Consider the following 25,303-nt stretch of genomic DNA (forward strand, 5'->3'; position numbering starts at 1 on the left):
TCCCGAACTCGGAAGTGAAACGCCCCTGCGCCAATGGTACTTCGTCTTAAGACGCGGGAGAGTAGGGCGCCGCCGGGCATGAATAATACACACCGACAAATCTCTACAAAATAAAACAGAACAAACACTATTTACCGCGGGGTGGAGCAGCCCGGTAGCTCGTCAGGCTCATAACCTGAAGGTCGTAGGTTCAAATCCTACCCCCGCAACCAAAGATACAAACCCGTTATCATTTCGATGACGGGTTTTTTGTTGTCTAAATTTTGAAACACGACAACTCCGGTTACCGCACCCTAGCCTTCATCTTTAAATGACTTGTCGCCGTAGATGAAGCGGGGGCCGCGGCCGTAGCTGGAGGCGGCGTCTCCGGCGTTGTAGAGCTCGCATTTGTCCAGAGATAGGCAGCCGCATCCCATACAGCCTTCCAACTGCGATCTCAAACGCTCCATGCGGGCGATACGCTCATTCAGATGAACTTTGAACTGCTGGCTCAAGCGTTGCCACTCAGCTTTGTTCGGAGCACGGCCCGGGGGAAGTGTCCCGAGTTGATCTGAAATCTCTTTGATGGTGAAGCCAAACTCCTGCGCGACTAACGCAAATGATAAGCGGCGGATGTCTGCACGCATAAAACGGCGCTGACCACCAGAATTTTGGCTGGCAGTGACGGCTTTGCGCTCCTATGTGCGTTCGTTTGCGTTATTAGCGTTGGGACTGCGTTGCTATGTCTATACAGCTCGCGAAAATAGCTCTGGCAATGCGTCAACGATAGAACGTGTTCTGTAGGATAACTCCAACAAGCATCGGCGCTGCAGTCAAACAAGGAAAGAGGATACAAATAATCTATCCCCCTACCTCAGATAATGCCGTCGATACCCGTCTCAATACACGCCGGGGACAAGTGATTTGGGTGGAGTTAGCTTCCTGAAGTTACTCAGTAACCAAATCTTGTGATGAGCTCAGCAACATCTGCTCCGCATCTTCTTTCAAAAATGCATCGGGGCGGTTGCAGGTTGTAGCCAACTCTACAAACCGTCGTTCGCGGCCAGAGGCTAGAATTGAGAGCATGATGTCGGCAACATGGAGTGCCAGCGCTTGATTGCAGCGATGTGCGCGATCTTCAAGAATTCCCATCGCCATATCGGAGAGGCCAGCAGCTCGGTAATTTGCCATTGCGCCCATGCTATCGTGTTGCTGATTGGGCTCTCCAAGTAGATGCTGCCAGGTTGGGAGGTCTACCGATGTACCATTTTCATCTGTAACGCGGACCTCACCACCAAAGAAGTTTGGGTCAGGCCCATACAGCGTGCCAGTTTGGCCATATAGCTCCATGTGGTTATGACTATGATCCTTTACATCCCAGCTCGCGCCAAATGTAATTACAGCACCGCTATGGAACTCGAGCAGGGCATGAACAGTGGTCTCAGTTTCAACGGAAATTGTCTGTCCGTAACGCTGTTCGGAAGTGATTGTTCGCTTGGGAGAAGGAATAGACGTTAAAGCTGAAACGGCTTTTACAGGCCCAAGCAACTGTACAAGGTTCGTGAGGTAATACGGACCCAGATCAAGAATTGGCCCGCCACCATCTTTGAAGAAGAACGCAGGATTTGGGTGCCAATGCTCCATACCACGGCTCATCACATGACACGTCCCGCTTCCAACTTTGCCAATCGCTCCATTATCGATCAGGCTACGGCATTGCTGATGAGATCCGCCAAGGAATGTATCTGGCGCGGAGCCAATACGAAGTCCTTTTTGCTCAGCTAACTCAAGCAGGGCCTGTCCTTCCTTCAAAGAAAGAACAAACGGCTTTTCTGAATAAACGTGTTTGCCAGCTTCGAGTATCCGGCGGCTGATTTCGAAGTGGGCTGCTGGAATTGTAAGATTGACGATTATATCGATGTCGTTGGCAGCCAATAGCTCCTCAACTGTATAGGTCTGAACTCCGAATTCCGCCGCTCTGGCATGTGCAGCATCCATGTTGATGTCTGCCACTGCCTTTAGGTCCAACCCACGAAACAGCGGGCCAAGTGTAAGGTAGGTTTCCGATATATTGCCGCACCCAATAATGCCAATACCAAGCTTTTCTAACATCAAACACCTTCCAGCATTTTGAGTGAGTTCAAAGAGCGTTGCGCAAAGCGGGCAAAGTCACTCGGGTTGTCGTGTTCCATGACATAAACACAAGCACGGCTTTTCTCTTGTAATACTGAGAGGATTTGGCCCCACTGTACAGTGCCGAAACCAACGTCTGCCCAGCCATCTTCATCGGCACATTCGCCAGTGGCAGCAATGTCTTTGACATGAACAGCTGTAATGCGGCTGCCATAGCGCTCAATCCATGAAATCGGATCGTGACCACCTCGGATGATCCACGCAATGTCGGCTTCCCAATCGATCTCTGGCGCTTCAGTGAGGATGATTTCCATAGGTGTACGCCCGTTGTACTCACATTGGAATTCAAAATCATGATTGTGCCACCCAAAGCTCAGGCCTGCAGCCTGTACTTTTGTGCCGACCTGCGCGAGGTGGTGAGCAAATGAGATCCAGTCAGCTTCAGTTTGAGGGCGCTCTGATGGGGCGAGGAAAGGCGCGAAAATGCGCGTTATTCCAAGATATTTTGCCAGTTCAATATAGCGTGCTGTATCTGCTTCTAGTTCATCGATTCCAAAATGGCCGGAGGGCATGGAAAGGCCGTTGGCATCCAGCATCTGTCGCAAAGCATTGGGATCTTCATAGACCCCGCCAAAGCCTTCTACTTGGGTGTAGCCCATCTTGGCCAGACCGCTCAAAACCTCAGTCAATGGCTGAGCATTGCGTGCACTATAAAGCTGAAGGGAAAAATCCATTGTGATCAATTTCCTGCGTTTAGAGACGTAATTCAGATGTCTTGTCAAACAAAGAGGCTTTAACCGGGTCAAAGCCGATAGGCAGGCGGTCACCCACATTGACAGTGGCTTGTCCGTCCATACGGAAATGGAAGGGTTGATTGTCCAGCGAGGTCCACACCAGCGTATCTGATCCCATTGGCTCCACAACTTCGACTGATATGTCGGAGTTAAATGGTTGCTCCTGAGCTGCATTCCCCACGTGAACATGCTCTGGACGGATGCCAAGATAAATTGGTCTGTTGTCTTCTGCTCTGGTTTTGAAGTTGTAGCGGCCTAGCGCAATATCCAGGTTATTTGATGTGAAACTGGGCTGTTCATCAATGCCATATGCCCCATCAAGGAAGTTCATGGCCGGGGAGCCGATAAAGCTCGCCACATACTTGTTTACCGGTTGATTGTAGATGGTAAACGGGTCTGCGAGCTGTTGAATGACACCGTCGCGCATAATCGCAATGCGGTCTGCTAGTGTCATCGCTTCCACCTGATCATGCGTTACATAAATCATGGTGTTGCGTAGTTTCTGATGCAAGCGCTTAAGCTCCACACGCAACTCCGCACGCAGCTTCGCGTCCAGATTGGAAAGAGGCTCGTCAAACAAAAAGACATCCACATCACGAACAAGAGCGCGCCCAATGGCAACACGTTGGCGTTGACCGCCGGAAAGTTGCCCAGGCTTGCGGTTCAGCAAGGGCTCGATCTGGAGCATTTGGGCTGCGCGGTTTACCCGGTGCTCGATATCCTCACGAGGCACCTTGGCATTCTTCAAGCCAAACGTCAGGTTCCCGCGCACCGTCATTTGCGGGTAGAGCGCATAGGATTGAAACACCATGCCGATGCCTCTGTCTTTCGGCTCAGCCCATGTAACGTTTGTGCCGTTTATGATGATTTGGCCTTCGGAGAGATCCAGCAATCCTGCAATGCAATTCAGCAGGGTAGATTTCCCACATCCTGATGCACCCAGCAGAACAAGGAACTCTCCTTCAGCGACATCCAAGTTGAGTTGATCGAGAACGGTAGCTTCACCAAATTTTAGCGACAGATCGCGAATGCTGATTGAGTTCACTGTATTATCCTTTCACAGCACCGGCGGCGACCCCGCGCACAAAAAAGCGCCCAGAGAAGAAATAAACAGCCAATGGCACTGCGCCTGTCAGCAGGGTTGCAGCCATGTTGACGTTGTACTCCTTCACACCTTGTGTGGTGTTGACGATGTTGTTGAGCTGAACAGTCATGGGGAAGTTTTTAACACCGGCGAAAATGACACCAAACAGGAAATCATTCCAAATTCCAGTGACTTGCAAAATCACGGCAACGACGAATATCGGCGCAGACATTGGTACCAGTACCTTTAGGAAAATACCCCAAAACCCGGCACCATCCACACGTGCAGCTTTGAACAACTCCTCAGGCAAAGCAGCGAAATAGTTGCGGAACAAGAGTGTCAAAATCGGCATTCCAAAGATGGTGTGAATGAAGATCACCCCTTGAAGAGACCCGAATATGCCCAGCTCACGGGTAACAATCACAAGCGGATACAGCATCACCTGGTAAGGAATGAAACTGCCGAAGATGAGAATGGTGAAGAACACCTCAGAGCCCTTAAACTTCCAATTGGAAAGGGCATAGCCATTCACAGAGGCAATCGTGATGGACATAACAACACTTGGAATAGTGATCTTCACGGAATTCCAAAACCCAACCTTCAGCCCTTCGCAATAAAGGCCCGTGCAGGCGGTATCCCAGGCTTTTGCCCAGGGAGCAAAAGTGATTTCTACTGGTGGAGCAAAGATGTTGCCAAGGCGGATCTCTGGGAGCCCCTTTAGGCTGGTCATCATCATCACATAAAGTGGCAGCAAGTAGTAAACAGCAGCCACCAACAGAACGGAGTAGAGCATTATCCGTGTGGGGTTGAAGCGGCGAAGTGGTTTCGCACCGGATGGCTCGATTGCAAAGCTCTTGCTAGGCTTTGTCTGAGTAATTTCATAGGGTTCAACAGTCATATCAGCCCCTCTACCTCTGCGCTTTCTTCTTGCCGTATTCGAGATAAACCCACGGAATCAAGATGATGAGGACGGTTGTGAGCATGACCGTAGAGGCGGCGAGTGCCTGCCCAACATTGGCTCTGGCGAACATGAAGTCATAAACGTACTTGGCGGGGACTTCTGATGCGATGCCAGGACCACCCTGTGTCATCGCCACGACGAGATCGTAAAGCTTAACGATGCCGGCTGCGACAATCACAAGAGTGGTGACCATGACGCCGCGCATCATGGGAACAATCACAAAGAGATACGTCTTCCAAACCGGTATTCCATCAACTCTTGCTGCGTTCCAGATCTCCCGGTCAACGCCGCGAATACCGGCCAGCATTAACACCATGACAAAGCCGGTTCCTTGCCAGATACCCGCAATGAGCAAGGCGTAAAGCACTGTGCCCCGGTTGGCGATCAGATCAAAAGTGAAGTTTTCAAACCCCCATGATCGTACAGTTTCCTGGATGCCCAGACTTGGGTTCAAAATCCATTGCCAGACAATGCCGGTTACGATGAACGAGAGCGCAAATGGGTAAAGGTAAATGGTTCGAAACGTATCTTCAAAGCGGATCTTCTGATCAATGAGGGCTGCGAGTATGAACCCGATCACAAACGAGATCAGGAGTGAGAGAACCCCGTAAATCACGATGTTTTCCATCGAGATTAGCCAACGAGATGTGCGAAACAATCTCTCGTATTGTGCAAAGCCAACAAACTCATTGAGTGGCAGTGCCCGGGACTTAGAAAAAGAATAGATAACTGTCCAGATAGAGCAGCCAAGAAAGACCAGCAGCGTCGTGGCGATCATTGGCAATGCCGCAATCTTGGCATTAAGGTTTCGAAACAAGGGGTTTGGCCGCTTGGCGATGGACATTAACACATCTCCGATGCAAGCCAGACGGGCCAATCATGAAGATCGACCCTCCGACTGTTTTTAAAGGAGAGGCGCCATTAATCGGCGTACTCGATGATTTCGACATAACGAGATTGCGCTTCATCGACGCTCATTTCTGGTGAGCTGAAAAACTCCACCCACAAATCTTCAATCTGTCCTTGAGTGTCAGATGAGAAGGCTTGCTCAGATCCGGGTAGAATGTTTTCCGGGTTTGCCAAAATAGCGATACCCTTCTTCATGCAAGCATTTGCATCATCAAGATTGATGTCCCCACGGATGGGAAGAGACCCTTTTCGCAGGTTGAAGCCCACTTGCACTTGTTTTGAAACCAGCAAAGATGCCATTTCCAACTGAGCTGCAACGATCTCAGGCTTGTCGCCGTTCGGTTTAGGGAAGAAGAATGAGTCCCCACCGGTGTCAAGAACAGGGTTTGCGCCCAGACCCGGCAAACAATCATACTCATTGCCAGCAGTTTGTCCGGCTAACGAGAACTCTCCCTGAGCCCAGTCACCCATAATTTGAGCGCCGGCTTTACCAGTGATGACCATGTTTGTTGCATCGTTCCATGCTCGCCCGACATAACCGCTGTCGACCAATCCACGTGCAGCAGCAACAGCTTCAAACACTTTTCGCATTGCAGGGCCTCCAGCTGCCTCAACGCTCTTTTCCTCTTTAATCTGGCGGTAGAGGTCAACACCACCCAGCGCAACCTGAAAGACATTTGCCATACCGCTGAGCTGCCAGGCTTCACCACCAACTGCCAGAGGTGTAACCCCAGCTTCTTTCAGTTTGGAAGCAGAGCCAATAAACTCTTCCCAATTGGCAGGAACTGTCAGGCCATTGCTTTCGTATACGCCGCGGTTCAACCACATCCACTGGAATGAGTGAATGTTGACGGGAACGCAGTATACGCGGCCTTCATATGTGCAGCTCTCAAGCAGCTTTGCAGGGCGAATGAAGTCTGCCCAACCTTCTTTTTCGGCAATCTCAGTAAGATCGGTCATCAGACCTGCTTTGATCAGGTCTTCGGCATCACGCCCCGTGTTGAGCTGGGTTGCTCCCATTGGGTCACCGCCAGAGATGCGGCTGATGATGATTGGCCGTGCGTTGCTGCCCCCTGCGATCGCGCTGTCCACCCAATTGTGCCCGGCACCGTTGACTGCATCAGCAAACACTTTCACAGCAGCAGCTTCCCCACCGGATGTCCACCAATGCGTCACTTCCAGATCAGCAGCATAAACAGAAGAAACGCCTGCCAGCAATGTTGCTGCAGTTAAAAAAACTTTGATCTTGAGCATTGAATTACCCTCCCAATAATTCGAATGATGATCAGGCCTCCCAACCCGACCAATACGTCAATCACAGTAGCTTTATGATAGTTTTATTTTGACTGCAATCGATTACATATATATCGTAGTCAGTGAAAATGCGCTGAGTCAACAGTAATTATTGGACAGTAACTGTCCATAAATAGTATCGGTCAACGTATGACTTCAAAAGTTGTTACAGTACAGGATGTTGCCATTGTCGCAGGTGTTTCTACAGCTACGGTAAGCAGAGCTCTTAGCAAGCCTGAGAAGGTGAATAAAGCAACTCGAGAAAAGGTGATGGCTGCTGTTCGTGTCACCGGTTATCGCATCAATCAAACTGCTCGAAATTTGAGGAAAAAGGAGGCAGGAGCGGTCGTTGCGCTTGTGCCTAATCTCGGAAATCCGTTCTTTTCTTCAATACTTTCCGGCATTGAAAGTGTGCTCGCCAAAGAGGGTTTAAGCCTGCTGGTCGTGGACATACTTCAAACCAGTTTTAAGCGTGAACAGGCCTATGACTACCTCTCGATGAATCAGGCAGATGGTTTGCTGGTGCTAGATGGCACATTGGATCTCACGAACCTAAATGACGGTTCCGTATCTTCAGAATTACCACCCGTCGTGTACTGCTGTGAGTGGGGCACAGACACACGTTTCGGATCGGTGCGGGTTGATAACCACCAAGGCTCTCAGTTGGCAGTGAGCCACTTACACACGCTTGGTCACAAAGCTATCGGCTTGGTGAGAGGCCCAGCTGAAAACAGGCTTACAGCCGCTCGTCAGGAAGGGTTTGAGGCAGCTATTTTAAAACATTCTCTGCCACTCCGCGCAGAGTGGTTGATTGAAGGCGGTTTCTCGCTGGAAGCAGGCGTACAGGCAGCACACCAATGGTGCGCACTGGAAGAGCGCCCGACTGCCATGTTCTGCATGAGTGACGAGATTGCCTTTGGGTTCATTTCGGAGCTTGACCGACTTGGATTCTCTGTCCCCAAAGATGTCTCCGTCGTCGGCTTTGATGACATCGCAATTGCCGAACGTTTTATCCCCTCACTGACAACGATCCACCAGCCCAGATTTCGCATTGGGCAGGAAGCAGCAGGTAAGCTGCTACGCCGCATTGCCGGAGAAGTCGAAAACCGTGCGGAGAGCGAAGCAACTGCACACCGAACGGTTCTGCCAGTGGAGTTGATTGAAAGGCAAAGTACAGCGCCTGTTAGCGAAAAACAGCGTGCCTTGTAACAGCCAAACGCCACAAGACACTCATATTTAATCCAAACAAGCTATTGGAATATTGGGAGATTATGTGATGAAAACGCTCAAAGGTCCCGCGCTTTTTCTAGCGCAGTTTGTCGGAGATGTAGCCCCGTTCAACACGCTCGGATCAATAGCCAAATGGGCCGCAGATCTGGGCTACAAAGGTCTGCAGATTCCCAGTTGGGATGAGCGTTTGATCGATCTGGAAAAAGCAGCCACAAGCAAAACCTACTGCGATGAGTTGAAGGGTATGCTGGCGGATCATGGCGTCGTAATCACCGAACTTTCTACCCATCTGCAAGGCCAGTTGGTTGCCGTTCACCCCGCCTATGATGCGATGTTTGATGGGTTTGCTCCGCCTCAGGTGCATGGCAACCCCAATGCACGGCAACAATGGGCGGTCTCACAGTTGCTCCTGGCGGCCAAAGCCTCACAAAATCTGGGCCTTACCTCCCATGCCACGTTCTCGGGAGCGTTAGCATGGCCATATGTCTATCCGTGGCCTCAGCGCCCAGCCGGTCTCATTGAAATCGCATTCGAAGAACTTGGTAAGCGCTGGATGCCGATCCTCAATGCCTTTGATCAGGCAAATGTTGATGTGTGCTACGAGATCCATCCGGGAGAAGATTTGCACGATGGTGTCACCTTTGAGATGTTTCTGGCCGAAGTGAAAGGCCACTCCCGCGCGAATATTTTGTATGATCCAAGCCACTTTGTGCTGCAGCAACTGGATTATCTCGGCTTCATTGATGTGTACGCTGACCGTATAAAAATGTTCCACGTTAAGGATGCCGAGTTTAATGCATCGCCCAGGCAAGGCGTTTACTCCGGCTATCAGAGCTGGGAGAACCGCGCAGGTCGTTTCCGCTCTTTGGGAGATGGTCAGGTGGACTTCAAATCAATCTTCTCCAAACTTTCTGCTCTCAATTTTGATGGGTGGGCCGTGCTGGAATGGGAATGTGCCCTCAAACACCCGGAGGACGGGGCAAGAGAAGGGGCGCAATTCATTAAGGACCACATTATCCGCGTCACCGAGCGCGCCTTTGATGACTTTGCTGATGCAGGAACGGATGAGGCAGCCAACCGTCGCATTCTTGGTATTTCAGAGCTAAAAAGCGTCCAATAAGCTGAAAACCAAATAGGTTGCCGGGATACGCAAAATCAGGGTGCATGCCCGGAAGGGCACATTGCGTGGGTGAGGGGCTTAACTCGTTTAAAGTTCAGGTGCGATTATATGAACTTCGGAGCCATTGGGAGTTGAAGGTTCCGTCAAGGATATGTTGTTTGCACGACTGATGTGAAAAAAGGCAGCCGAGATATCCTGAGTGATCTCGTCATGGAGTACAAATGAAATTCTGCCCGCGTTGAGCAATGCTTTGTTTTCCTGATTAAGGTCATGTGCAATGTAGCTGTCCGGATACATTTTGTACTGCTCAAGCATTTGAATTATTGCCCTGTTTCCTCCGCCCATGGAGTACACAGCACATATGTGCTGCTCTTTCTCAAGAATAGAGGCCAGGTCTTTTTCAATTTTATGATCAACTCCAGAACCTCCTGTGGTTTCAACAAATTTCAGGTCAGGACGATTATGTGTGAGCCATGATCGAAAACTGATCGCGCGTGTTTCTTCACCTTTAAAATGCTCGTGGCTGCGGCTCATCAATATGGTTCCGTCAGTCGAATGCAGTGTCTTAGAGATCAGATAGGTAGCTAAGAAAGTCATGCTGGATTTTAATGTGGCATAGCAAACTAGGTAACGTATCTGCAAAGCTATTCTAATTTTGGGTTCGTTTTCGAGAAGTTGAACAAGTTGAGACGTAAATGCTCCAAGCAGATTTGGGTACCTTTGAGCAGGAGTGCATCAAGTGCGAGTTGCTGACTAACTCCGGTGGTATGAGCTGGCTTGATGCAAGACGTGTCATCTACGAGATATTTTGTGCTTTAAAGGTGAGGTGATCATGGCACAATTAAACCTTCCTAGCATGATGATCTATAACTGTTTCCGCTGCCAATCAAAAATTGGTATCTGGTTTAAATCGTATAACCTTCAGCAACAGAGACGACAACTCGTTACTCCCCCTCACTTCTTCCCCCACGCCAACAGTGGTCCGAAGGTCGCCACGTAGACCGCGAATGCCAGGATCCATGCCAGAGCTGACATATCGTAGAGCCTTGCCGCGAGATCTGGGAAGAGGCCTGCGGAGAAGCGGAGGAGGACTGATGTGGCCATTGCGCAGTAAAGGAAGGTGGCACCGCGGCTTGCTTTGAGCTCCTGACCAGTATGGCCGAGGGTTGCGCGGGTCATGACGGCTAAAGTCATCATACCCAGAACGCCAGCCATAAGCAGGTGTTGGGCTCCGGTGATGTCCAGCAGGTCTGGCAGGAGGATGGCAAAGCCAAGTGCAAGCAGACCCAGCGGCATAAACAGATAGCTTGCATGCAGCACCAGAACCAGAGGTTCCTTGAAAGTATACTGCCCTTTCCAGCGAACCAGACGTGCAAAGTGCAGCGCTCCGGCAATCAGAAGTACCACACCTGCCAGCCAATGATCTTGCAGCGCAGTCCAGACAAGCAGTGCGATCAGGAGGGCAAGCAGTGAGATCTTGTCGAACACCTGCATTGGGCTCGCTGGCAAGTTCTTGCTGCCTTGCTTCACCAGCCAGTTACGGGTGAAGGAGGGAATAATCCGCCCGCCGATCAGGCCAACCATCAGAACCATGGTGGAGATACCCAGACGCATACCATAGCCCTGCGCTGCGTACCCATCGCTCCAGGCTTCCCAATGGAACAACAGGTTGGATGCAATGAGCACGCCCAGCAAACCCAGCACGATCAGATTACGCCAGTTTTTGCCTGCCATAATTTCACGCAGGCACGCAATGGCCAGCACCAATGGCATTGCAACATCAAGCGCGGCAACGATGCCTGCTGGAAGGTAAGCGCCGAACAGGATCGCGGCACGGCCAATCACCCAAAGACTGAACAGGACAATGAGTGGCCTGCCCACAATAGGCATACGCCCGGTCCAGTTGGGAATCGCGGTCAGCAAAAACCCTGCAACAACGGCGCTCAGATAGCCGAAAAGGAACTCATGGGCGTGCCATGAGACCGGATCAAACGCAGTCGGCAGCTCGATGTGCCCGGAAACGAGTGGTATCCAGAGCAGCATAAGCACGATTGCCCAGACTGCGCTGGCGAGGAAGAACGGCCTGAACCCATAACTGAATAGTACAGGGCCTTGCCAGGATCTGACTTGTTCCATAGTGGTCGACATGAGGCGCTCTTTTGGCTTTATTGATGCGCGCGTGCACATTCAGTGATCGATGCGTTAGAGCGCGTTCCGTTTGATTGCATTCAATCAAACAACAAGAATTCGCTCCACCAAAGATGCTAGAGCGCGATGCATAAATGAAAATGAACGCAACGTGCTCTAGCTTTTACAGTCAGCTTCATCAATCTAACTCACCATGTCCTTGACTATTATTAAGTGCACTCTGCATTTAAAGAATGTTCCCGAAAAGCGGTTTCGGTTTTCGGGTGAGAATATGCCTGGTCTAGAGCGTGTTCCCGAAAAGTGGTTCCGGTTTTTGGATAAGAATACGCGTAAAATTAAAGAGTTAGAGCTTGGTGCGTGAATGCATATGAACGAAACATGCTCTAATGAGAGGAGAGTGTCTCGATACGTCAGCTCGTCCAGGATATCTCTTAGCTGGCTTAGGACAATACAAGCACTGAACCACCACATGGCCTCCCATGCAGTGTTGAACCAGAATTCCCGGAAGCCGGGATGAGCAAGGCGGCAGGCAATACCTGCGCTACTTGTTAGTAATGAGTCTTCAGCATTGGCTACACGCCTTGCCCGGGCTTTCTTGTAATGAACTACGTCGCCTCTTTTGCCTATAAGGCACGATAGTCAGTTTCCTGAAAAGAAGGTGGCTTATCCAGACACGTTTCCATGCCCAAACAGTTCCTCCGTCTTTGACAAACACATCTGCAAAAGCAGGTCTTTCTGCCGGTGCATTTGCACCTGTCACCGCGTGATACCCTATAGTCCTGGGCCCTTCCCCTCAAACCATGCGGTCACGTTTGAAGTTCGGTTCACCGGACCACTGAAAGGTGCGTTACGTCTTCCAATAGCCCCGCCCAACCTACGACAAACTGACGGTCGCTCCGCCAGCAGCCCGTTACGTAGGCATAGGTTCACAGTATGGGAGGAAAACACGAGGGGGATAAGTTTACCCTTAAAACCAGTCTAGTTTTCAGGTGTTCCAACACCTGCAATCCTGTTGCCTATGTTGTACTTGCCGCGAGGCTTTCTCATGGGCAGGCGCCGCACTTCTTCCAGCGTTTGCGCATCATAAACAATGACAGCCCCATCCTCTTCCCAGACAGAAACCAGGGCGTATTTGCCATCATCTGTGAACTCCACATGGGCCGCACGGGAGCCTTTTTGAGGGCGCAGGGTCTTTACAATCTCAAGGCTCTGCTTGTCTATCACCTGGATCGCGTCTTTGTCTGGACCAAAGAAAACATCTACCCAGACATAGGGTGAGTTCTCGTGCGTCCGGGTGAAGAAGCCGGAGCCGAGCATCTCAATCTGTTTGATGGTCTCCCATGACTTCATGTCTACAATGGAAACCAGCGGTTCTCTCAGATGCGGGGTGGCCATGACGGTCCGCTCACCCATCTTCCAGGTAGAACCTGAGCCCAGGTGTGGCAGACCTTCCAAGTCCAGATCAGCAATCTTGTGCCCGATGACCAAATCAACCACCTGTCCACCAATGCCACTGGGGGAAGCACCCATCACGTATTCATCGCTTGGGTCGAGATAGAAATCTTCAACCAAACTTTTGACAGTGATCTTGCGCAAAGGGAACGGGTCTTTGTTAGGCGCAGGCCCCTCAACACGCCAGTCATGGGCAAATCCGTAATGCGGTGGATTAGGGCCATAAAACACTTCCCAAATGGAAGGCGCATCCTTCAGCGCCAACACAAAGCTCTTGCGTTTGGCGGCGAGGTAAACAGCGGAGACACGGCTTGGTGTGCCGTCCTTGCCTTGAACATACTCTAGTTTCTGCGGGCTCAAATCATCAGCGGAGAGAATGACAAAGGTGTTGGGCAGATAGTTCGCTACGGCAATCCACTTGCCATCGTGGCTCAAAGCAATATTACGGCTGTTCAGCCCGGCACGAATACGGCTCACCTCCTGTAACCCGTAAAGGTCATACTTCAGGATCCAGCCATCGCGGGACATGATGTAGACGTAGCGCCCATCAGGGGAGAACTTGGGCTGCCCGCGCGTCCCAAACGGAATCTTGAAACGCGTCAGAACCTCGAAGCTGTCGCCATCCACCACGCTGACAGAATGGTCCAGCGTCTCCACGACCAATGTCAGGTTCATCGGATCGGCAGACCAGACAGGCTTCACAGTCGCTTTGTAATCATCGTTGGCAATCAGGCTCGCGGAAATCTGCTCCATCATCCATGTCGGTGCAGGCTTCAATGGCGTCTTGAGAGAAGCGCTGAGTGCGTCAATCTCCTGGTCACTCAGCACATCCTGAAAGGACGGCATCTCAGTTGCGTTTCGCCCGCGTTTGATTGTGTCTTGCAACGCCGTGCCGCGCATACCTCCCAAAGTTTCAGGAAGCAGAGCCGGACCGATCAGGCCCAAACGGTTCTCACCGTGGCACTCTACACAATGCTTTTGGTAAAGGGCGGCAGGGTCGGCAAGGCAAGCAGATGCTGAAAGAACAGCCGAACCAAGAGCAACAAGGAGCCTGATCATTGAATAAACTCGAATTAGGGGAAAGTACCTCTGAAGCGCAGTCGCAGTGCAGGTTCAAAGCCACGCAAAACAAAGGCAAAACAGTTCATGTGTTTCACCTTAAATGCGAACTGCTTTAAGGTGTGACGGTCACCATACCGATCATCTTCTGCGTTTCCCAATGCGGACCACACAGATATTGCTGCGATCCCGCGCTCAGGAAGGTGAACTCGAAGACCTCTTCAGGAAACAAGCGATCGGATTCTTTCTCACCCGCCTCATTCAAATGAACGGTGTGGCTTGTCCGCTTGTCAACATTCACCCAGCGTACGGTGGTGCCAACAGGGACAGAAAGCTTTTCTGGGCAGAACCGATACTTGTACATCTTCACGATCGTAACGCCATCTGCCTCAGCTGCCGGATGTCCAAACATATCGACATAACGAGCTTCTGCTTTTGCGCAAAGTGCAGCAGCTTTGTCATCCGCCGCAACGGCAGGTGTCACCATCAAAAGACCCAGAAGAAGTGCGGAACAGTGAAGAAATCTTGAGTACATGAAGCGCCCCCTTGCAAATGCATATCCAAAAATCACGTACTATTATTGATAAGGATACGCTCGGAAAAACTTAGAGCAAGTTCTGCATATCTCTGAAAAGTGGAAACCGGTTTTCGGATAAAGATACGCAAAAGCAAAAGAATAAAGGAGGATCCAGCCTCCAGAAAAAAAGGTGGCCAATTGCTCGGCCACCCTTTGTGTTTTCTTAGCGTCCTACCACATTGATTTGGGCAGTTTCGTCATCCAGTGCCAGACTGGTGTTCAACGTCACGTGGTGGAAACGTGCAGCTGAGAAGTCATCATGGATAGCAAAGCCAACTGTGTAGGTCTTGCCAGCTTCAAGCGGCACATCACCTGGCTTGTCGCTTGCCAGCGGACGGGAGAACACCACAGTCCACATACCAGCAGAAAGCTTGGCAGAAGCAGTGATATCACCGTCGTTTTGGACGCGACGCTCAAGCAGGTAGCCATTGGTTGCGGAACCGTCAGCATAGACGCGCATCAGATCCATGAAGGTACCATCAGCCAGCAGCTGGTCGATCTCTTCAGCTGATTTCAGCTTGTTCCAACCACCCTGTGCTTTACCGCGGCGACCTTTGATCTCGACCTTTGTCCGGGTCTCACTCAGGTACTTCTGGATGGACTTCTTGGCTTGCAGCATCTCAGCAACATCACCGGAAGCAGCGATTGCTTCTGGACCCGGATCAAACGGCATGTAGGTGTTGTCTGCATGGCATGTTGCCCAGCAACCAACCTGTTCACCCATCTTGATACCGGTGCCGGTGATCATCATGGCAACCTTGATCTGGTTTTCAGGATCCATCTTGCCACCGTCAACAAATGGTGCAGGTGCATGAGGAGTATCTGGCCATTGCAGGCGGAAGTAGACATTCTCATCATCATGAGCAGCCTGCATCGTTGCGTTGATCACACCACGCTTCCCAGGAATTGGGGTCGGCTCGGTGTTGTCAGTGCCTTTGACGATCTTGTTGCCAATGTTGTTCAGCTCTTTCGCATGACAGGTTGTGCACTGGTCGCCACCCTTTGTCAGCGGACGAGCACCACCGTGCTGCTTGCCGTTCTGCACAAACTCGAAGGAAGCCTGACCAGGGTAGAACAGTGTCATGTCTACGCTGTCCACACCGCTCCAGTCGATGTTGGCACCAACAGTGTCGCCTGCATCAGCAGCAGGTGCTTCACCGGCAGCTTTTGCACGTTCTTCAGCAACGGCTGCGTCAACAGCAGCTGCAATCTGAGCCTGTGTAGCTTCCTGCTGTGCTTTCTTCGCAGTGCTTGCAGCCTCAGCTTCAGCAGCTTCTTTGGCTTCAATGCGAGCAAGGCTCTCCAGATACTCTTTCGGAATCTCGCGAACGTAATTCTGGTCAGGAGCTTCAATCATCTCCAGATATTCATCAGATGCGCGGTCACGAACGTTCTTATGCGCAATACCTTTATGGCAATCGATACAGGTCTGCCCTGTTTTCATTGCATTCAGGTGCTGCTGACGTGCGCGTGGCTTCTGGAACTCCGGCATCATGGATTCAAAATCATGACAGTTACGGCATTCACGAGAGTCAGAAGATTTCATCCGCGCCCATTCGTTTTTGGCGAGGTGCAGACGTTTCTTGTCAAATTTCTCTGGTGTGTTGATCGTGCCGACCAGCTTGCCCCAAACTTCTTTGGATGCCTTGATCTTACGGATGATCTTATGTGTCCAGTCTTTAGGAACGTGGCAGTCTGAGCAAACTGCACCAACGCCTGACCGGTTTACGTCGTGGATTGTACCCTGATATTCCTGATAGACAAAGTCATTCATCTCGTGGCACGAGACGCAGAATTCTTTTGTGTTTGTGGCTTCCATGACGGTGTTGAAACCGCCCCAGAAGATAATGCCGACGACAAAAGCCCCCAAGAGGCCAGCAACCGGCATTCCCCATAGGAAATACCGGCGCCAGATCGGCTTTTTCTTTTCCGTACCGTTGGACTGGGTCATTTCCAGGCTCCGTTTTGGATTTTCTGTCGACCCATCCTAGTCGGGTCGTGTGCGGTCGGCTTTCAAGATACGGGGAGCAAATCCGTCATCTCCGACTGGTGTCCAGCCGTTGCAGTCTCGATACCGCTGATAAAAAAGAAGGGCGGGCGTGGTGCCCGCCCCTCAAAAGGATCGTTAGATCACATTAGGTAACGTGGTTCGAACGGATATGAACGTTGAACTTGCCGGTTGGAGCGTAAAGGCCCTTAATCCGGGTTTTCTCTTCAAGGGTTTCCGCATCGTAAACAACGATTTCACCGTTTGGAGCAAGAGAGTCGCCCATGTTCCAGTTGGATACCCAAACTTCAGAACCATCTGCGTTGAACTCGAAGTGAACAGCGGCATTGCCCTCTGTTTCGGTGATGGTGATTGTTTTCACAATCTCACCGGTTTCTTTCGAGATCACCTGAACAGCCTGCTGAATTTCAGGATCTGGGTGTTTGGTCTGGTCAGCCCATACGTACTTGGATTTTGGATGTGTACGGATGAACAGGCCTGGGCCGTCAGTTTCAACTTCGTAACACTTCTTCCAAGCTTCATCAGGACGTCCTGCTGGGTCGTTCGCCCAAACAGAAACAGTACCAACGCCGAGGTGGGTTGTACCTGCAACCGGACCACACTTAGGATCGTTCCAGTTAGCACCTGGACCTGGGTGTGGAAGAGCAGCAACGTCGATCATGGCTTCGAGCTTGCGCTCTTTGGTGTCGACAACAACCATTTTGTTCGATGCGTTAGCAGCGATCTGGAAGTAACGGCCTGTTGGATCGAAGAAGCCGTCATGCAGGAACTTAGCGGAGTCGATTTTGTCGATACGAAGGTTGTCGATATCGGAGTAATCAACCTGCCACATCTGGCCAAGTTCTTTAACAGCAACCAGCCATGTAGGCTCATTTGGAGTTGTGTAGATAGCAGCAACGCGGCTTTCTTCTACATAATCTCCGTCCACGTTCACGCCACGGGTTGAAACAACCTTAAGCGGTTCCATGGTCACTGCGTCAGAAATCACGAAGTGTGGAGGCCAGTAAGCACCACCAATGATGTATTTGCCATCGCCGGATACGGCAACGTCACGTGCATCATAAGCAACGGTAACTTCAGAAACGAGCATCTTGTCTGGTGTCTGCCAGAGGTCGATTTTCGTCATCTTGCCGTCACGGCCCATGGTGTACCAGAAACGACCTGGATTCTCAGGCTCTGCCAGTTTGTGGTGCTCGGATGCTTTGATCACGTGCACTGCATAACCGGTAGGAATATGAACCAGAACTTCTTTGGTGTCGCCGTCGATGACTGCAACTTTACCTGCATCACGCTCGATAACAACGAAGAAGTTTTCCCAGTTGCGGCCATGCATAGGCTTGGTTGGGTAATCTTTTTCTTCGACGTAAACCTTGCGGGTTTCCTTCATCTGAGCAAGTGACATCTCAGGTGGCTTTGGCGGATCCAACATAATGTAGGTCGCCATGTCCTTGATTTCTTGCTCGCTCAGGATTTCCGAGAAGTTGTTCATGCCGCCTTCTGTGCCCCAGGCGATGATCTTCTCAAGGCGTTCCTGACCTAGCTGAAGGGTACCACCTTCAGTGACGGTGCCGTCTTTGCCTTTTTTCTTCCAATGCGGCTCAAGGTTTTTACCTGTCGCGCCCTTGCGCAAAACGCCGTGACAGCCTGCGCACTGCTCAAAATAAAGCTGCTTAGAACGTTCAAAGGCTTCTTCGCTCAGTGTTGGACCTTCAGCAAATGCAGGTGCAGCTGCACTACCTAGCAACATCGCGAAGCCGGCCGCTAAAGCGTACCCTGACCCACGTCTCTTATTTTGTAACATTCTCAATCTCCAATGCTGGTGAGACCAGGTCACAGTGAATTGAACGGCCGCAGTCCTCCTTGACTAATGTTAAGCAAGAAAACTTAGAACCCCGCCCTGAAACATCACGCCCTAAAAAACCGCCGAAAACTCCCCATTTAGCCAAACTTGCGACAGAACGTCTCAACCGGGCTTTTCATTCAGTGGACAATAACCATGCGATGAAGAGGCGTTGAGACAGCCTTGAGCTGGAAATCGGCATTAAAACAGATAACATATTGAAGTAATTGACTTTAATTTTATGAGCGGCTGTCGTGTGTGGCAGTCAAGGAGAATGACGAACGATCGTTCAGCTGATTCTTGCTTTTGAGACTCCAGTTTTGCGTACTTCCAAAAACAGCCCCACAGACTCGCACATAGTTTTCAACTTCGGTTAAATTAAACGTTTATATTTTGCAGTGCACTCTGATATATCTCTGGTGTGGGTGATTCTTTGAGCGTCACTTTTTGAGAGATAGTCGTTGTATTGAGGCGTTTTGAATGTTGGAGTTGGGGACCTGTTATTATCCTGAGCAATGGCCAGAAGCTATTTGGGCTGATGATGCGTATCAGATGGTTGAGCTTGGGTTGAAATGGGTACGTATTGCTGAGTTTTCGTGGGCTTTGGTTGAACCGGAGGAGGGGAAGTTCGATTGGGCTTGGTTGGACAGAGCTGTCAACGTGCTCGGTCAAGCAGGGCTGTATGTTGTTATGTGTACACCAACTGCAGCGCCTCCCAAATGGCTCATCGATAAGCATCCAGAAATTCTTCCCGTCGATGAAAACGGAGTAACACGAAAATTTGGAGCGAGGCGCCACTACTGCTTTTCAAGCCCAATTTATCTTGAGTATGCGACAAAAATTGCGGAAGCATTTGCTCAAAGATATGGTCAGAATCCGTATGTCAAAGCTTGGCAGATTGACAACGAGTACGGGGATCACGACACAATTCATAGTTATTCGCCAGCAGCGAAGCGGGCCTTTGGCGAGTGGTTGGAGCGCCGTTATAGCTCAATCGAACAGCTAAACGAGGCATGGGGAACATGCTTCTGGGGTATGAAATACTCCGCATTCTCTCAGATTGAGCTGCCGAACAATCTGGTGGAGGAGCCAAGCCCAACTCATTTGTTGGATTACTATCGCTTTTCCTCTGATCAGGTCGTTAAGTTCAATCGGGCTCAAGTAGATACCCTTCGGAAATTTGTTGGAAGCTCGCCAATCACGCATAACTTTATGGGCCACAATGCGGACTATGATCATTATGCCGTTGGTGCGGATATCGACTTTGCCTCTTGGGACAGCTACCCCATGGGTGCACTTGTCTACTCGCCGAAGGAAGATGCTGAGAAAGCAAAGCTTCTGCGGGTTGGTTTGCCAGATCAACCTGCGTTTAATCATGATCTGTATCGCCATGTTGGCAAAGGTAAAGCCTGGGTGATGGAGCAGCAACCCGGACCTGTGAACTGGGCGAAGCATAACCAATCTCCTCAGGATGGCATGATCCGCCTTTGGACGTGGCTGGCTTATGCGCACGGCATTGATGTTGTCTGTTACTTCCGTTGGCGCCAATCAAAATTCGCGCAAGAGCAGTTTCATACAGGTCTTCTCTTGCCGAACAATGAGCCCGATCAGGCTTTTAGTGAAGTGGCTCAAGTGGCGAACGAGTGCAAACTGCTGCCCGAAGCCGGTGAAAAGCAAAAAGCACAGGTTGCGCTTGTCCTTGATTATCCATCTCGATGGGCAGCTCGTACCTTGCCTCAGGGAGTTGACTACTCCAGCGCGAAAGTTGCGATGGATTGGTACGCAACACTCTCCAGGATGGGTGCGGATGTCGATATCATTGGCCCGCACTCCGATCTCAGTGATTACAAGCTGATCATCCTCCCGGATATGATCATAGATAATCCGAAATTTACTTCGCGATTAAATGAGGCAACCGCCAAGGTCTTTCTGGGGCCGCGCTCTGGCAGTAAAACTGAACACATGCATGTTTCGGAGCCTTTGCCACCAGGCAGCCTCAAAGAGCTCATCCACCTTGATGTTGTGCGGGTGGAGTCTTTGCCTCGTTACAATCAAGATCAGTTTGTTTTCGAGGGGGAGCATGGAAATGTCACCAACTGGCGGGAGAGCATTAAGGCCTCTGAGGAGGTCTTAGGGCACTTCAAGTCAGATTATCGCGATGGGCATCCGGCATTGGTTGGTAATCAGAAATGCATCTATGCAGCGGCACACGTTGACGATGCTTTGCAGGAAAAAATAGCAACTTATCTTGTGAAATGGGCGGACGTTGAGTTGTATGCAGGCCTACAGGAAGGCCTCCGTATTACGTGTCGCGGACAACTTAAGTTTGCGTTCAATTTCACCAATGAAACCAAGTATCTGAATCTGCCGGAAGCGGCGGTGATCTATGTAGGGGCAGAGCACATATCGGCCTTTGGAGTTGTAATCTGGTCAGACAGTCCGATTGAGTGAGTAAGGTGATCAAAACATAAGTAGCTTTACATATAAAATTAAACGTTTATATTTTGAGCGGCCTTGCTCAGCTTCGGGGGGAGATCCATGGCAGGCGTAGATATCAAGCAGCTTTACAAAAGCTTCGGCAAGACAGAAGTGCTCACCGGGATCGATCTGAGTATCCGGGATGGAGAGTTCGTCAGCTTCCTTGGTCCGTCTGGATGCGGAAAGACGACGCTCCTGCGTTCCATTGCAGGGCTTGAAGAGGTGTCTGGTGGCTCTGTCAGGTTGGGAGAGCGTAACATAACGCAGTTGCCGCCCGCTAAACGCGATATTGCGATGGTGTTTCAGAACTACGCGCTCTATCCGCACATGAACGTCTACAAGAACCTGTCTTTCGGTCTTTCCTTAAATGGTGTCCCTAAAGTGGAGATTGAAGAACGAGTACAGACTGCCGCACGAATTCTGCAAATTTCCGATCTTTTGAAACGCCGCCCAAGACAGCTTTCAGGTGGTCAGCGTCAGCGAGTGGCTATTGGGCGTGCCATTGTCCGTGATCCTAAATTATTCCTCTTGGATGAGCCTCTGTCTAATTTGGATGCAGGTCTTAGAGTGAGCATGCGGGTGGAACTGGCCAGTCTTCACCGCCGGTTGGGTGTGACTATGATTTACGTCACGCATGATCAGGTAGAAGCAATGACGCTTTCTAGTCGTGTCGTTGTTCTGAACAAAGGAGTGGTGGCACAGTTCGGTACACCGCTTGAGTTGTTTTATGCTCCGCAAAACCTGTTTGTTGCCGGTTTCATCGGTTCACCCAAGATGAACATGATGAAAGTAAACGCCAATGCTATCAATGAGATGAATGTCGCACTCACATCAGAAAGCATTTCTGGCTCTATTTCGTTTCAGTTAAGTGCTCCCGTGCAACAAGTCCCCGACCAGCCTCACACTTTTGGTATTCGCCCAGAAAATGTGGGGCTGGTTGAGGAAGCCGAGTCTCATATGAGCGGCAACGTGGAACTGGTCGAGCGATTGGGGACAGAAAGCCAGGTTCATGTTCGTTTGAACTCTGGTCAGGGGCTCACGGCCGTCACCAGAGGAACGCATCCGGTCAATATGGGCGACAGGGTCCATCTCAATTTTCCAGCAGAGCACTGCCATCTTTTTAGTCCTGAGGGGGAGGCCTATCCACGCAAGTTGGATGGGGAAACGCGTTCATTGATTGAACGTCAGGAGACTGCAGCACTTTGCATTGCATAGAAGGAGGAGAGGAATGAAAAAGCGTCTGAAACAATTAGCGATGGTGACAGCAGTTACCTCAATGGCTTTGGGAGGAGCCAGTGCTGCATTTGCAGAAGAGGTGCTCCGCTTTGCAACATGGAACAGCAGCGAGAACCTCGCTATTCTACAGGAAATCTCAAAGCGTTTTGAAGCTGCAAATCCCGGCGTAAAAGTGCAGGTAGAATCCTACGGTGATGGCTATGACAAGAAGCTCATTGCAGCATTCGGGGCCGGAAACCCACCTGATGTCATGTACATGTGGAACTACCCTAAATACTACAAGTCTCTGATGCCTCTTGACGAGTTGATGGCGCGTGATGCTGAGAGCATGGATCTTGAGGATATTCCTGCGGGCCTAATCAATACCACGCGGATAGAAGGCAAGGCCTACGGCATTCCTGCGGGCTTCACCACTCATGTCGTCTTCTACAACAAAGATATGTTTGAAGCTGCTGGTGTTGCCGAGCCAAAAACAGGATGGACTTGGTCAGATCTGCGTGAAAAAGCCGCGCAATTCCGCGACAAGGGCAGTAAGACCTATGGTTTTGCTGTGGAAGCCAAGCCAGATCCATATGACTATGAGCAGTTCTTCTGGTCCAACGGTACGCGCTTTATTGCGGAAGATGGTAGTTCAGTTGATGGATACATGAACAGTCCGGAAGCTGTCGAAGTGCTGACCATGTTTGCTGAAATGGCGAAAAACGAAGAGGCAACGGTTCTCGGCATTGGTGATAGCACCTCTGGCTCTGCACTCTTTAAAGGTAGCAAACTGGCCATGTTCCAGAGTGCTATGTGGTCCAAGGGGGGCATTGACAAAGCAGGCATAAACTATGGCGTTGCCATGTTACCTGCGTTTGGTGACAAGCCTGTTCATTCATCAATCGGCGCCTCTGCTATGTCCGTCGCGAAGGCGACGAAAAATCCTGAGCTGGCTTGGGAATTTGTTAAATTCTACGCCTCCCCAGAGGCCGTCAAGTTGCGTGAAAACGACTTACCAATCCGCACAAGTGTCGCTGAAGAGATGAACCTTACAGCTGACCCGATCTACAAGCCATTTTTTGAAATGCTGGCCCTTTCTGATCGGGAATCCAACGCGTTTCTCAAGCACAAAAACTGGAGCAAGATCCAGACTAATCTTGAACGTGCGATTGAGGCAACCATGATCGAAAAAGGTAACGCTAAGAAACACTTGGACAGTGCTGTCGCGCGCTCTAAGCGTCACCTGAAATAAGAATTATTGGGGGAGGGAGAGATGTCTACATTGGTCGTGCAGGATGAAGTATCCGAGGAGCGGCATCGCTTCATCGAAAAGCTAACACCATATCTATTCATCTCTCCCTGGATCTTGGGCTTCCTGTTTTTCACATTGGGGCCGCTCATCTTCTCGTTCATCATGAGCTTTTATGACTGGCCTGTGGTGGGAGAGCGTACATTTGTTGGGCTGCAGAATTACGAGGTGATGCTGACAGAAGATCCGCTGTTCTGGGACAGTCTCTGGATTACCGTCAAGTTCGGTCTGTTCTTCGTGCCATTTAATGTGATCCTTGGATTATTGCTGGCTGTACTGCTCAATCAGAAAGTCTTTGGCACAGGCGTCTTTAGAACGATCTTTTATCTGCCCTCGGTAATCTCCGGCGTTGCACTGGTAACCATCTGGGCGTGGATCTACAGCCACGAATACGGCATCCTGAACTTTCTGCTTAGATTGGCAGGTATCGAAGGGCCGAATTGGTTGGGGGATCCAAACTGGTCGCTGCTGGCTATCGTGATTGCATCTCTTTGGGGCCTGGGCGGCACCATGCTCATATTGCTGACTGGCCTGCAATCCATCCCAAAAGAACTTTACGAGGCGGCCAAAATGTCTGGCGTGCCAGCGTGGGCACGACTTATTTATATCACCATCCCAATGCTCTCACCCATGCTGCTCTTCACTGTGATCACGTCGATCATCTCAGCCTTTCAGCAACTCACAATCGCGCTGTTACTGACCGGTGGTGGACCACTGGAGAGCACCTATTTCTTCGCCATGTACATTTACGACAATGCCTTCAAATATTTCGAGATGGGTTTTGCTGCTGCGAACTCATGGGTCATGTTCCTGATCATTCTCGTCCTGTCCATGTTGGTCCTGAAATCATCTTCCGCATGGGTTTACTACGAAGGGGAGATGAAGAACTCGGAGGCAGCTGATGACTAGAGCTCTCACATATGGTGCGCTGCTGTTTCTATCAGCAATGTTCATCATACCGTTCTATTGGACATTCATCACGGCAGTGAAAAGCATTGGTGAACTCTACCAGTTTCCGCCGGTCTTCTGGCCCGATGAGGTTATGTGGGATAATTTCGTCACCGCTTGGTTCAAGCAACCATTCGATGTCTATCTCAAGAATTCTGTGATTGTGGTGATCCTTTCCACCATCGGGCAATTGTTTTCCTGCTCTCTGGTAGCCTTCGGTTTTGCCCGCTTCAAGTTCAGAGGCCGTGACGCTATTTTCGTCCTGTTGCTCTCCACCATGATGATCCCGTGGGATGTGAAAATGATCCCGCTCTACATGGAGTTCAACATGCTCGGCTGGATCAACACGCTCAAACCACTGATCGTTCCGGCCTACTTCGCAGATGCGTTCTTCGTGTTCCTGCTGCGACAGTACATCATGACTGTACCCATTGAGATTGACGAAGCTGCGCGCATAGATGGTGCTAACTCCTGGCAAATCTATTGGCGCATTCATCTGCCGTTGATGATGCCTGCACTCGTGCTGGTTGGCACGTTCCACTTCATGAACGCGTGGAACGACTATCTCGGTCCGCTGATCTATCTGAACGACCAATCCAAATATACACTCACGCTGGGCCTTTCCATGTTCAAAGGTCTGCATGAAACGGACATCACGTCCATCGCGGCCATTACTGTGGTTCTTTGCATCCCGCCGCTGATCCTGTTCTTTTTTGCGCAGCGCTACATCATGGACGGCTCAATCGGCTCCTCGGTGAAAGGATAA

General features: G+C 50.5%; 19 protein-coding genes, 1 tRNA gene, 1 rRNA gene and 2 pseudogenes. 9 read left to right on the forward strand and 14 right to left on the reverse strand.

Translation table 11 applies throughout. The features are described from left to right. A 5S ribosomal RNA gene (gene rrf / locus PsAD5_RS28780) occupies positions 1–78 on the forward strand; the annotation flags it as partial. Positions 79–135: 57 nt separating this feature from the next. Further along, a tRNA-Met gene (locus PsAD5_RS02105) sits at positions 136–212 on the forward strand. An 81-nt stretch (positions 213–293) separates the two neighbouring features. Here the strand turns inward: PsAD5_RS02105 and soxR are convergent. From soxR to PsAD5_RS02140, 7 genes and pseudogenes are all read right to left on the reverse strand, one after another. After that, positions 294–653 (reverse strand): annotated as a pseudogene (gene soxR / locus PsAD5_RS02110) (redox-sensitive transcriptional activator SoxR); the annotation flags it as partial. Between the two features lie 274 nt (positions 654–927). Continuing rightward, a complete protein-coding gene (locus PsAD5_RS02115) occupies positions 928–2,091 on the reverse strand; it encodes a Gfo/Idh/MocA family protein (RefSeq protein ID WP_063290909.1) in 1,164 nt (387 codons plus the stop codon). Then, on the reverse strand, positions 2,091–2,846 hold the full coding sequence (locus PsAD5_RS02120; protein WP_063290910.1) for a sugar phosphate isomerase/epimerase family protein: 756 nt from the start codon (positions 2,844–2,846) through the stop codon (positions 2,091–2,093). Before PsAD5_RS02120 ends, PsAD5_RS02115 begins: the two co-directional genes overlap by 1 nt. Positions 2,847–2,865: 19 nt before the next feature. Continuing rightward, the gene (locus tag PsAD5_RS02125; protein ID WP_063290911.1) at positions 2,866–3,951 is read right to left on the reverse strand and encodes an ABC transporter ATP-binding protein; all 1,086 of its coding nucleotides are present in this window, start codon (positions 3,949–3,951) and stop codon (positions 2,866–2,868) included. 4 nt (positions 3,952–3,955) lie between these two features. Continuing rightward, positions 3,956–4,888 carry a carbohydrate ABC transporter permease gene (locus tag PsAD5_RS02130; RefSeq protein ID WP_063290912.1) on the reverse strand — a complete coding sequence of 311 codons (933 nt, stop codon included), beginning with the start codon at positions 4,886–4,888 and terminating at the stop codon, positions 3,956–3,958. Positions 4,889–4,898: 10 nt separating this feature from the next. Further along, complete coding sequence (locus PsAD5_RS02135; protein ID WP_063290913.1) at positions 4,899–5,795, reverse strand: carbohydrate ABC transporter permease; 897 nt, start codon at positions 5,793–5,795, stop codon at positions 4,899–4,901. Between the two features lie 77 nt (positions 5,796–5,872). Next, a complete protein-coding gene (locus PsAD5_RS02140) occupies positions 5,873–7,114 on the reverse strand; it encodes an ABC transporter substrate-binding protein (protein ID WP_063290914.1) in 1,242 nt (413 codons plus the stop codon). A 189-nt stretch (positions 7,115–7,303) separates the two neighbouring features. Between PsAD5_RS02140 and PsAD5_RS02145 the strand changes: the two genes are divergently transcribed. Then, positions 7,304–8,362 carry a LacI family DNA-binding transcriptional regulator gene (locus PsAD5_RS02145; protein WP_063290915.1) on the forward strand — a complete coding sequence of 353 codons (1,059 nt, stop codon included), beginning with the start codon at positions 7,304–7,306 and terminating at the stop codon, positions 8,360–8,362. Positions 8,363–8,429: 67 nt separating this feature from the next. Then, complete coding sequence (locus tag PsAD5_RS02150; RefSeq protein ID WP_063290916.1) at positions 8,430–9,503, forward strand: sugar phosphate isomerase/epimerase family protein; 1,074 nt, start codon at positions 8,430–8,432, stop codon at positions 9,501–9,503. Between the two features lie 87 nt (positions 9,504–9,590). On the opposite strand, the gene PsAD5_RS02155 is transcribed toward PsAD5_RS02150, so the two are convergent. From PsAD5_RS02155 to PsAD5_RS02180, 7 genes and pseudogenes are all read right to left on the reverse strand, one after another. Then, positions 9,591–10,037 carry a hypothetical protein gene (locus PsAD5_RS02155; protein ID WP_063290917.1) on the reverse strand — a complete coding sequence of 149 codons (447 nt, stop codon included), beginning with the start codon at positions 10,035–10,037 and terminating at the stop codon, positions 9,591–9,593. 420 nt (positions 10,038–10,457) lie between these two features. Further along, positions 10,458–11,651 (reverse strand): NnrS family protein, encoded by a 1,194-nt coding sequence (locus PsAD5_RS02160; protein WP_063291027.1) that lies wholly within the window; start codon positions 11,649–11,651, stop codon positions 10,458–10,460. A gap of 978 nt (positions 11,652–12,629) precedes the next feature. Beyond that, on the reverse strand, positions 12,630–14,162 hold the full coding sequence (locus PsAD5_RS02165) for a nitrite reductase (protein WP_063290918.1): 1,533 nt from the start codon (positions 14,160–14,162) through the stop codon (positions 12,630–12,632). A gap of 115 nt (positions 14,163–14,277) precedes the next feature. Further along, positions 14,278–14,697, reverse strand: a complete 420-nt coding sequence (locus tag PsAD5_RS02170) for a cupredoxin domain-containing protein (RefSeq protein ID WP_063289351.1) — start codon at positions 14,695–14,697, stop codon at positions 14,278–14,280. 205 nt (positions 14,698–14,902) lie between these two features. Further along, the gene (locus tag PsAD5_RS28420; protein ID WP_275078109.1) at positions 14,903–16,096 is read right to left on the reverse strand and encodes an ethylbenzene dehydrogenase-related protein; all 1,194 of its coding nucleotides are present in this window, start codon (positions 16,094–16,096) and stop codon (positions 14,903–14,905) included. A gap of 36 nt (positions 16,097–16,132) precedes the next feature. Further along, a pseudogene (locus PsAD5_RS28425) lies at positions 16,133–16,609 on the reverse strand (NapC/NirT family cytochrome c); the annotation flags it as partial. Between the two features lie 265 nt (positions 16,610–16,874). Further along, on the reverse strand, positions 16,875–18,548 hold the full coding sequence (locus PsAD5_RS02180; protein ID WP_208986434.1) for a cytochrome D1 domain-containing protein: 1,674 nt from the start codon (positions 18,546–18,548) through the stop codon (positions 16,875–16,877). Positions 18,549–19,067: 519 nt separating this feature from the next. On the opposite strand from PsAD5_RS02180, the gene PsAD5_RS02185 reads away from it, so the two are divergent. The 5 genes from PsAD5_RS02185 (at position 19,068) to PsAD5_RS02205 (ending at position 25,303) form a co-directional block, all read left to right on the forward strand. After that, positions 19,068–21,038, forward strand: coding sequence for a beta-galactosidase (locus tag PsAD5_RS02185; RefSeq protein WP_084404639.1), 1,971 nt, complete (start codon positions 19,068–19,070; stop codon positions 21,036–21,038). An 87-nt stretch (positions 21,039–21,125) separates the two neighbouring features. Beyond that, on the forward strand, positions 21,126–22,280 hold the full coding sequence (locus tag PsAD5_RS02190; RefSeq protein ID WP_063290921.1) for an ABC transporter ATP-binding protein: 1,155 nt from the start codon (positions 21,126–21,128) through the stop codon (positions 22,278–22,280). Positions 22,281–22,293: 13 nt separating this feature from the next. Beyond that, complete coding sequence (locus PsAD5_RS02195) at positions 22,294–23,532, forward strand: ABC transporter substrate-binding protein (protein WP_063290922.1); 1,239 nt, start codon at positions 22,294–22,296, stop codon at positions 23,530–23,532. A gap of 21 nt (positions 23,533–23,553) precedes the next feature. Next, entirely contained in the window at positions 23,554–24,498 is a 945-nt protein-coding gene (locus PsAD5_RS02200; protein ID WP_063290923.1) for a carbohydrate ABC transporter permease, read from the forward strand. Further along, complete coding sequence (locus PsAD5_RS02205; RefSeq protein WP_063290924.1) at positions 24,491–25,303, forward strand: carbohydrate ABC transporter permease; 813 nt, start codon at positions 24,491–24,493, stop codon at positions 25,301–25,303. The genes PsAD5_RS02200 and PsAD5_RS02205 overlap by 8 nt, the downstream gene beginning before the upstream one ends.

The sequence above is a fragment of the Pseudovibrio sp. Ad5 genome (assembly GCF_001623095.1).
GTDB lineage: Bacteria > Pseudomonadota > Alphaproteobacteria > Rhizobiales > Stappiaceae > Pseudovibrio.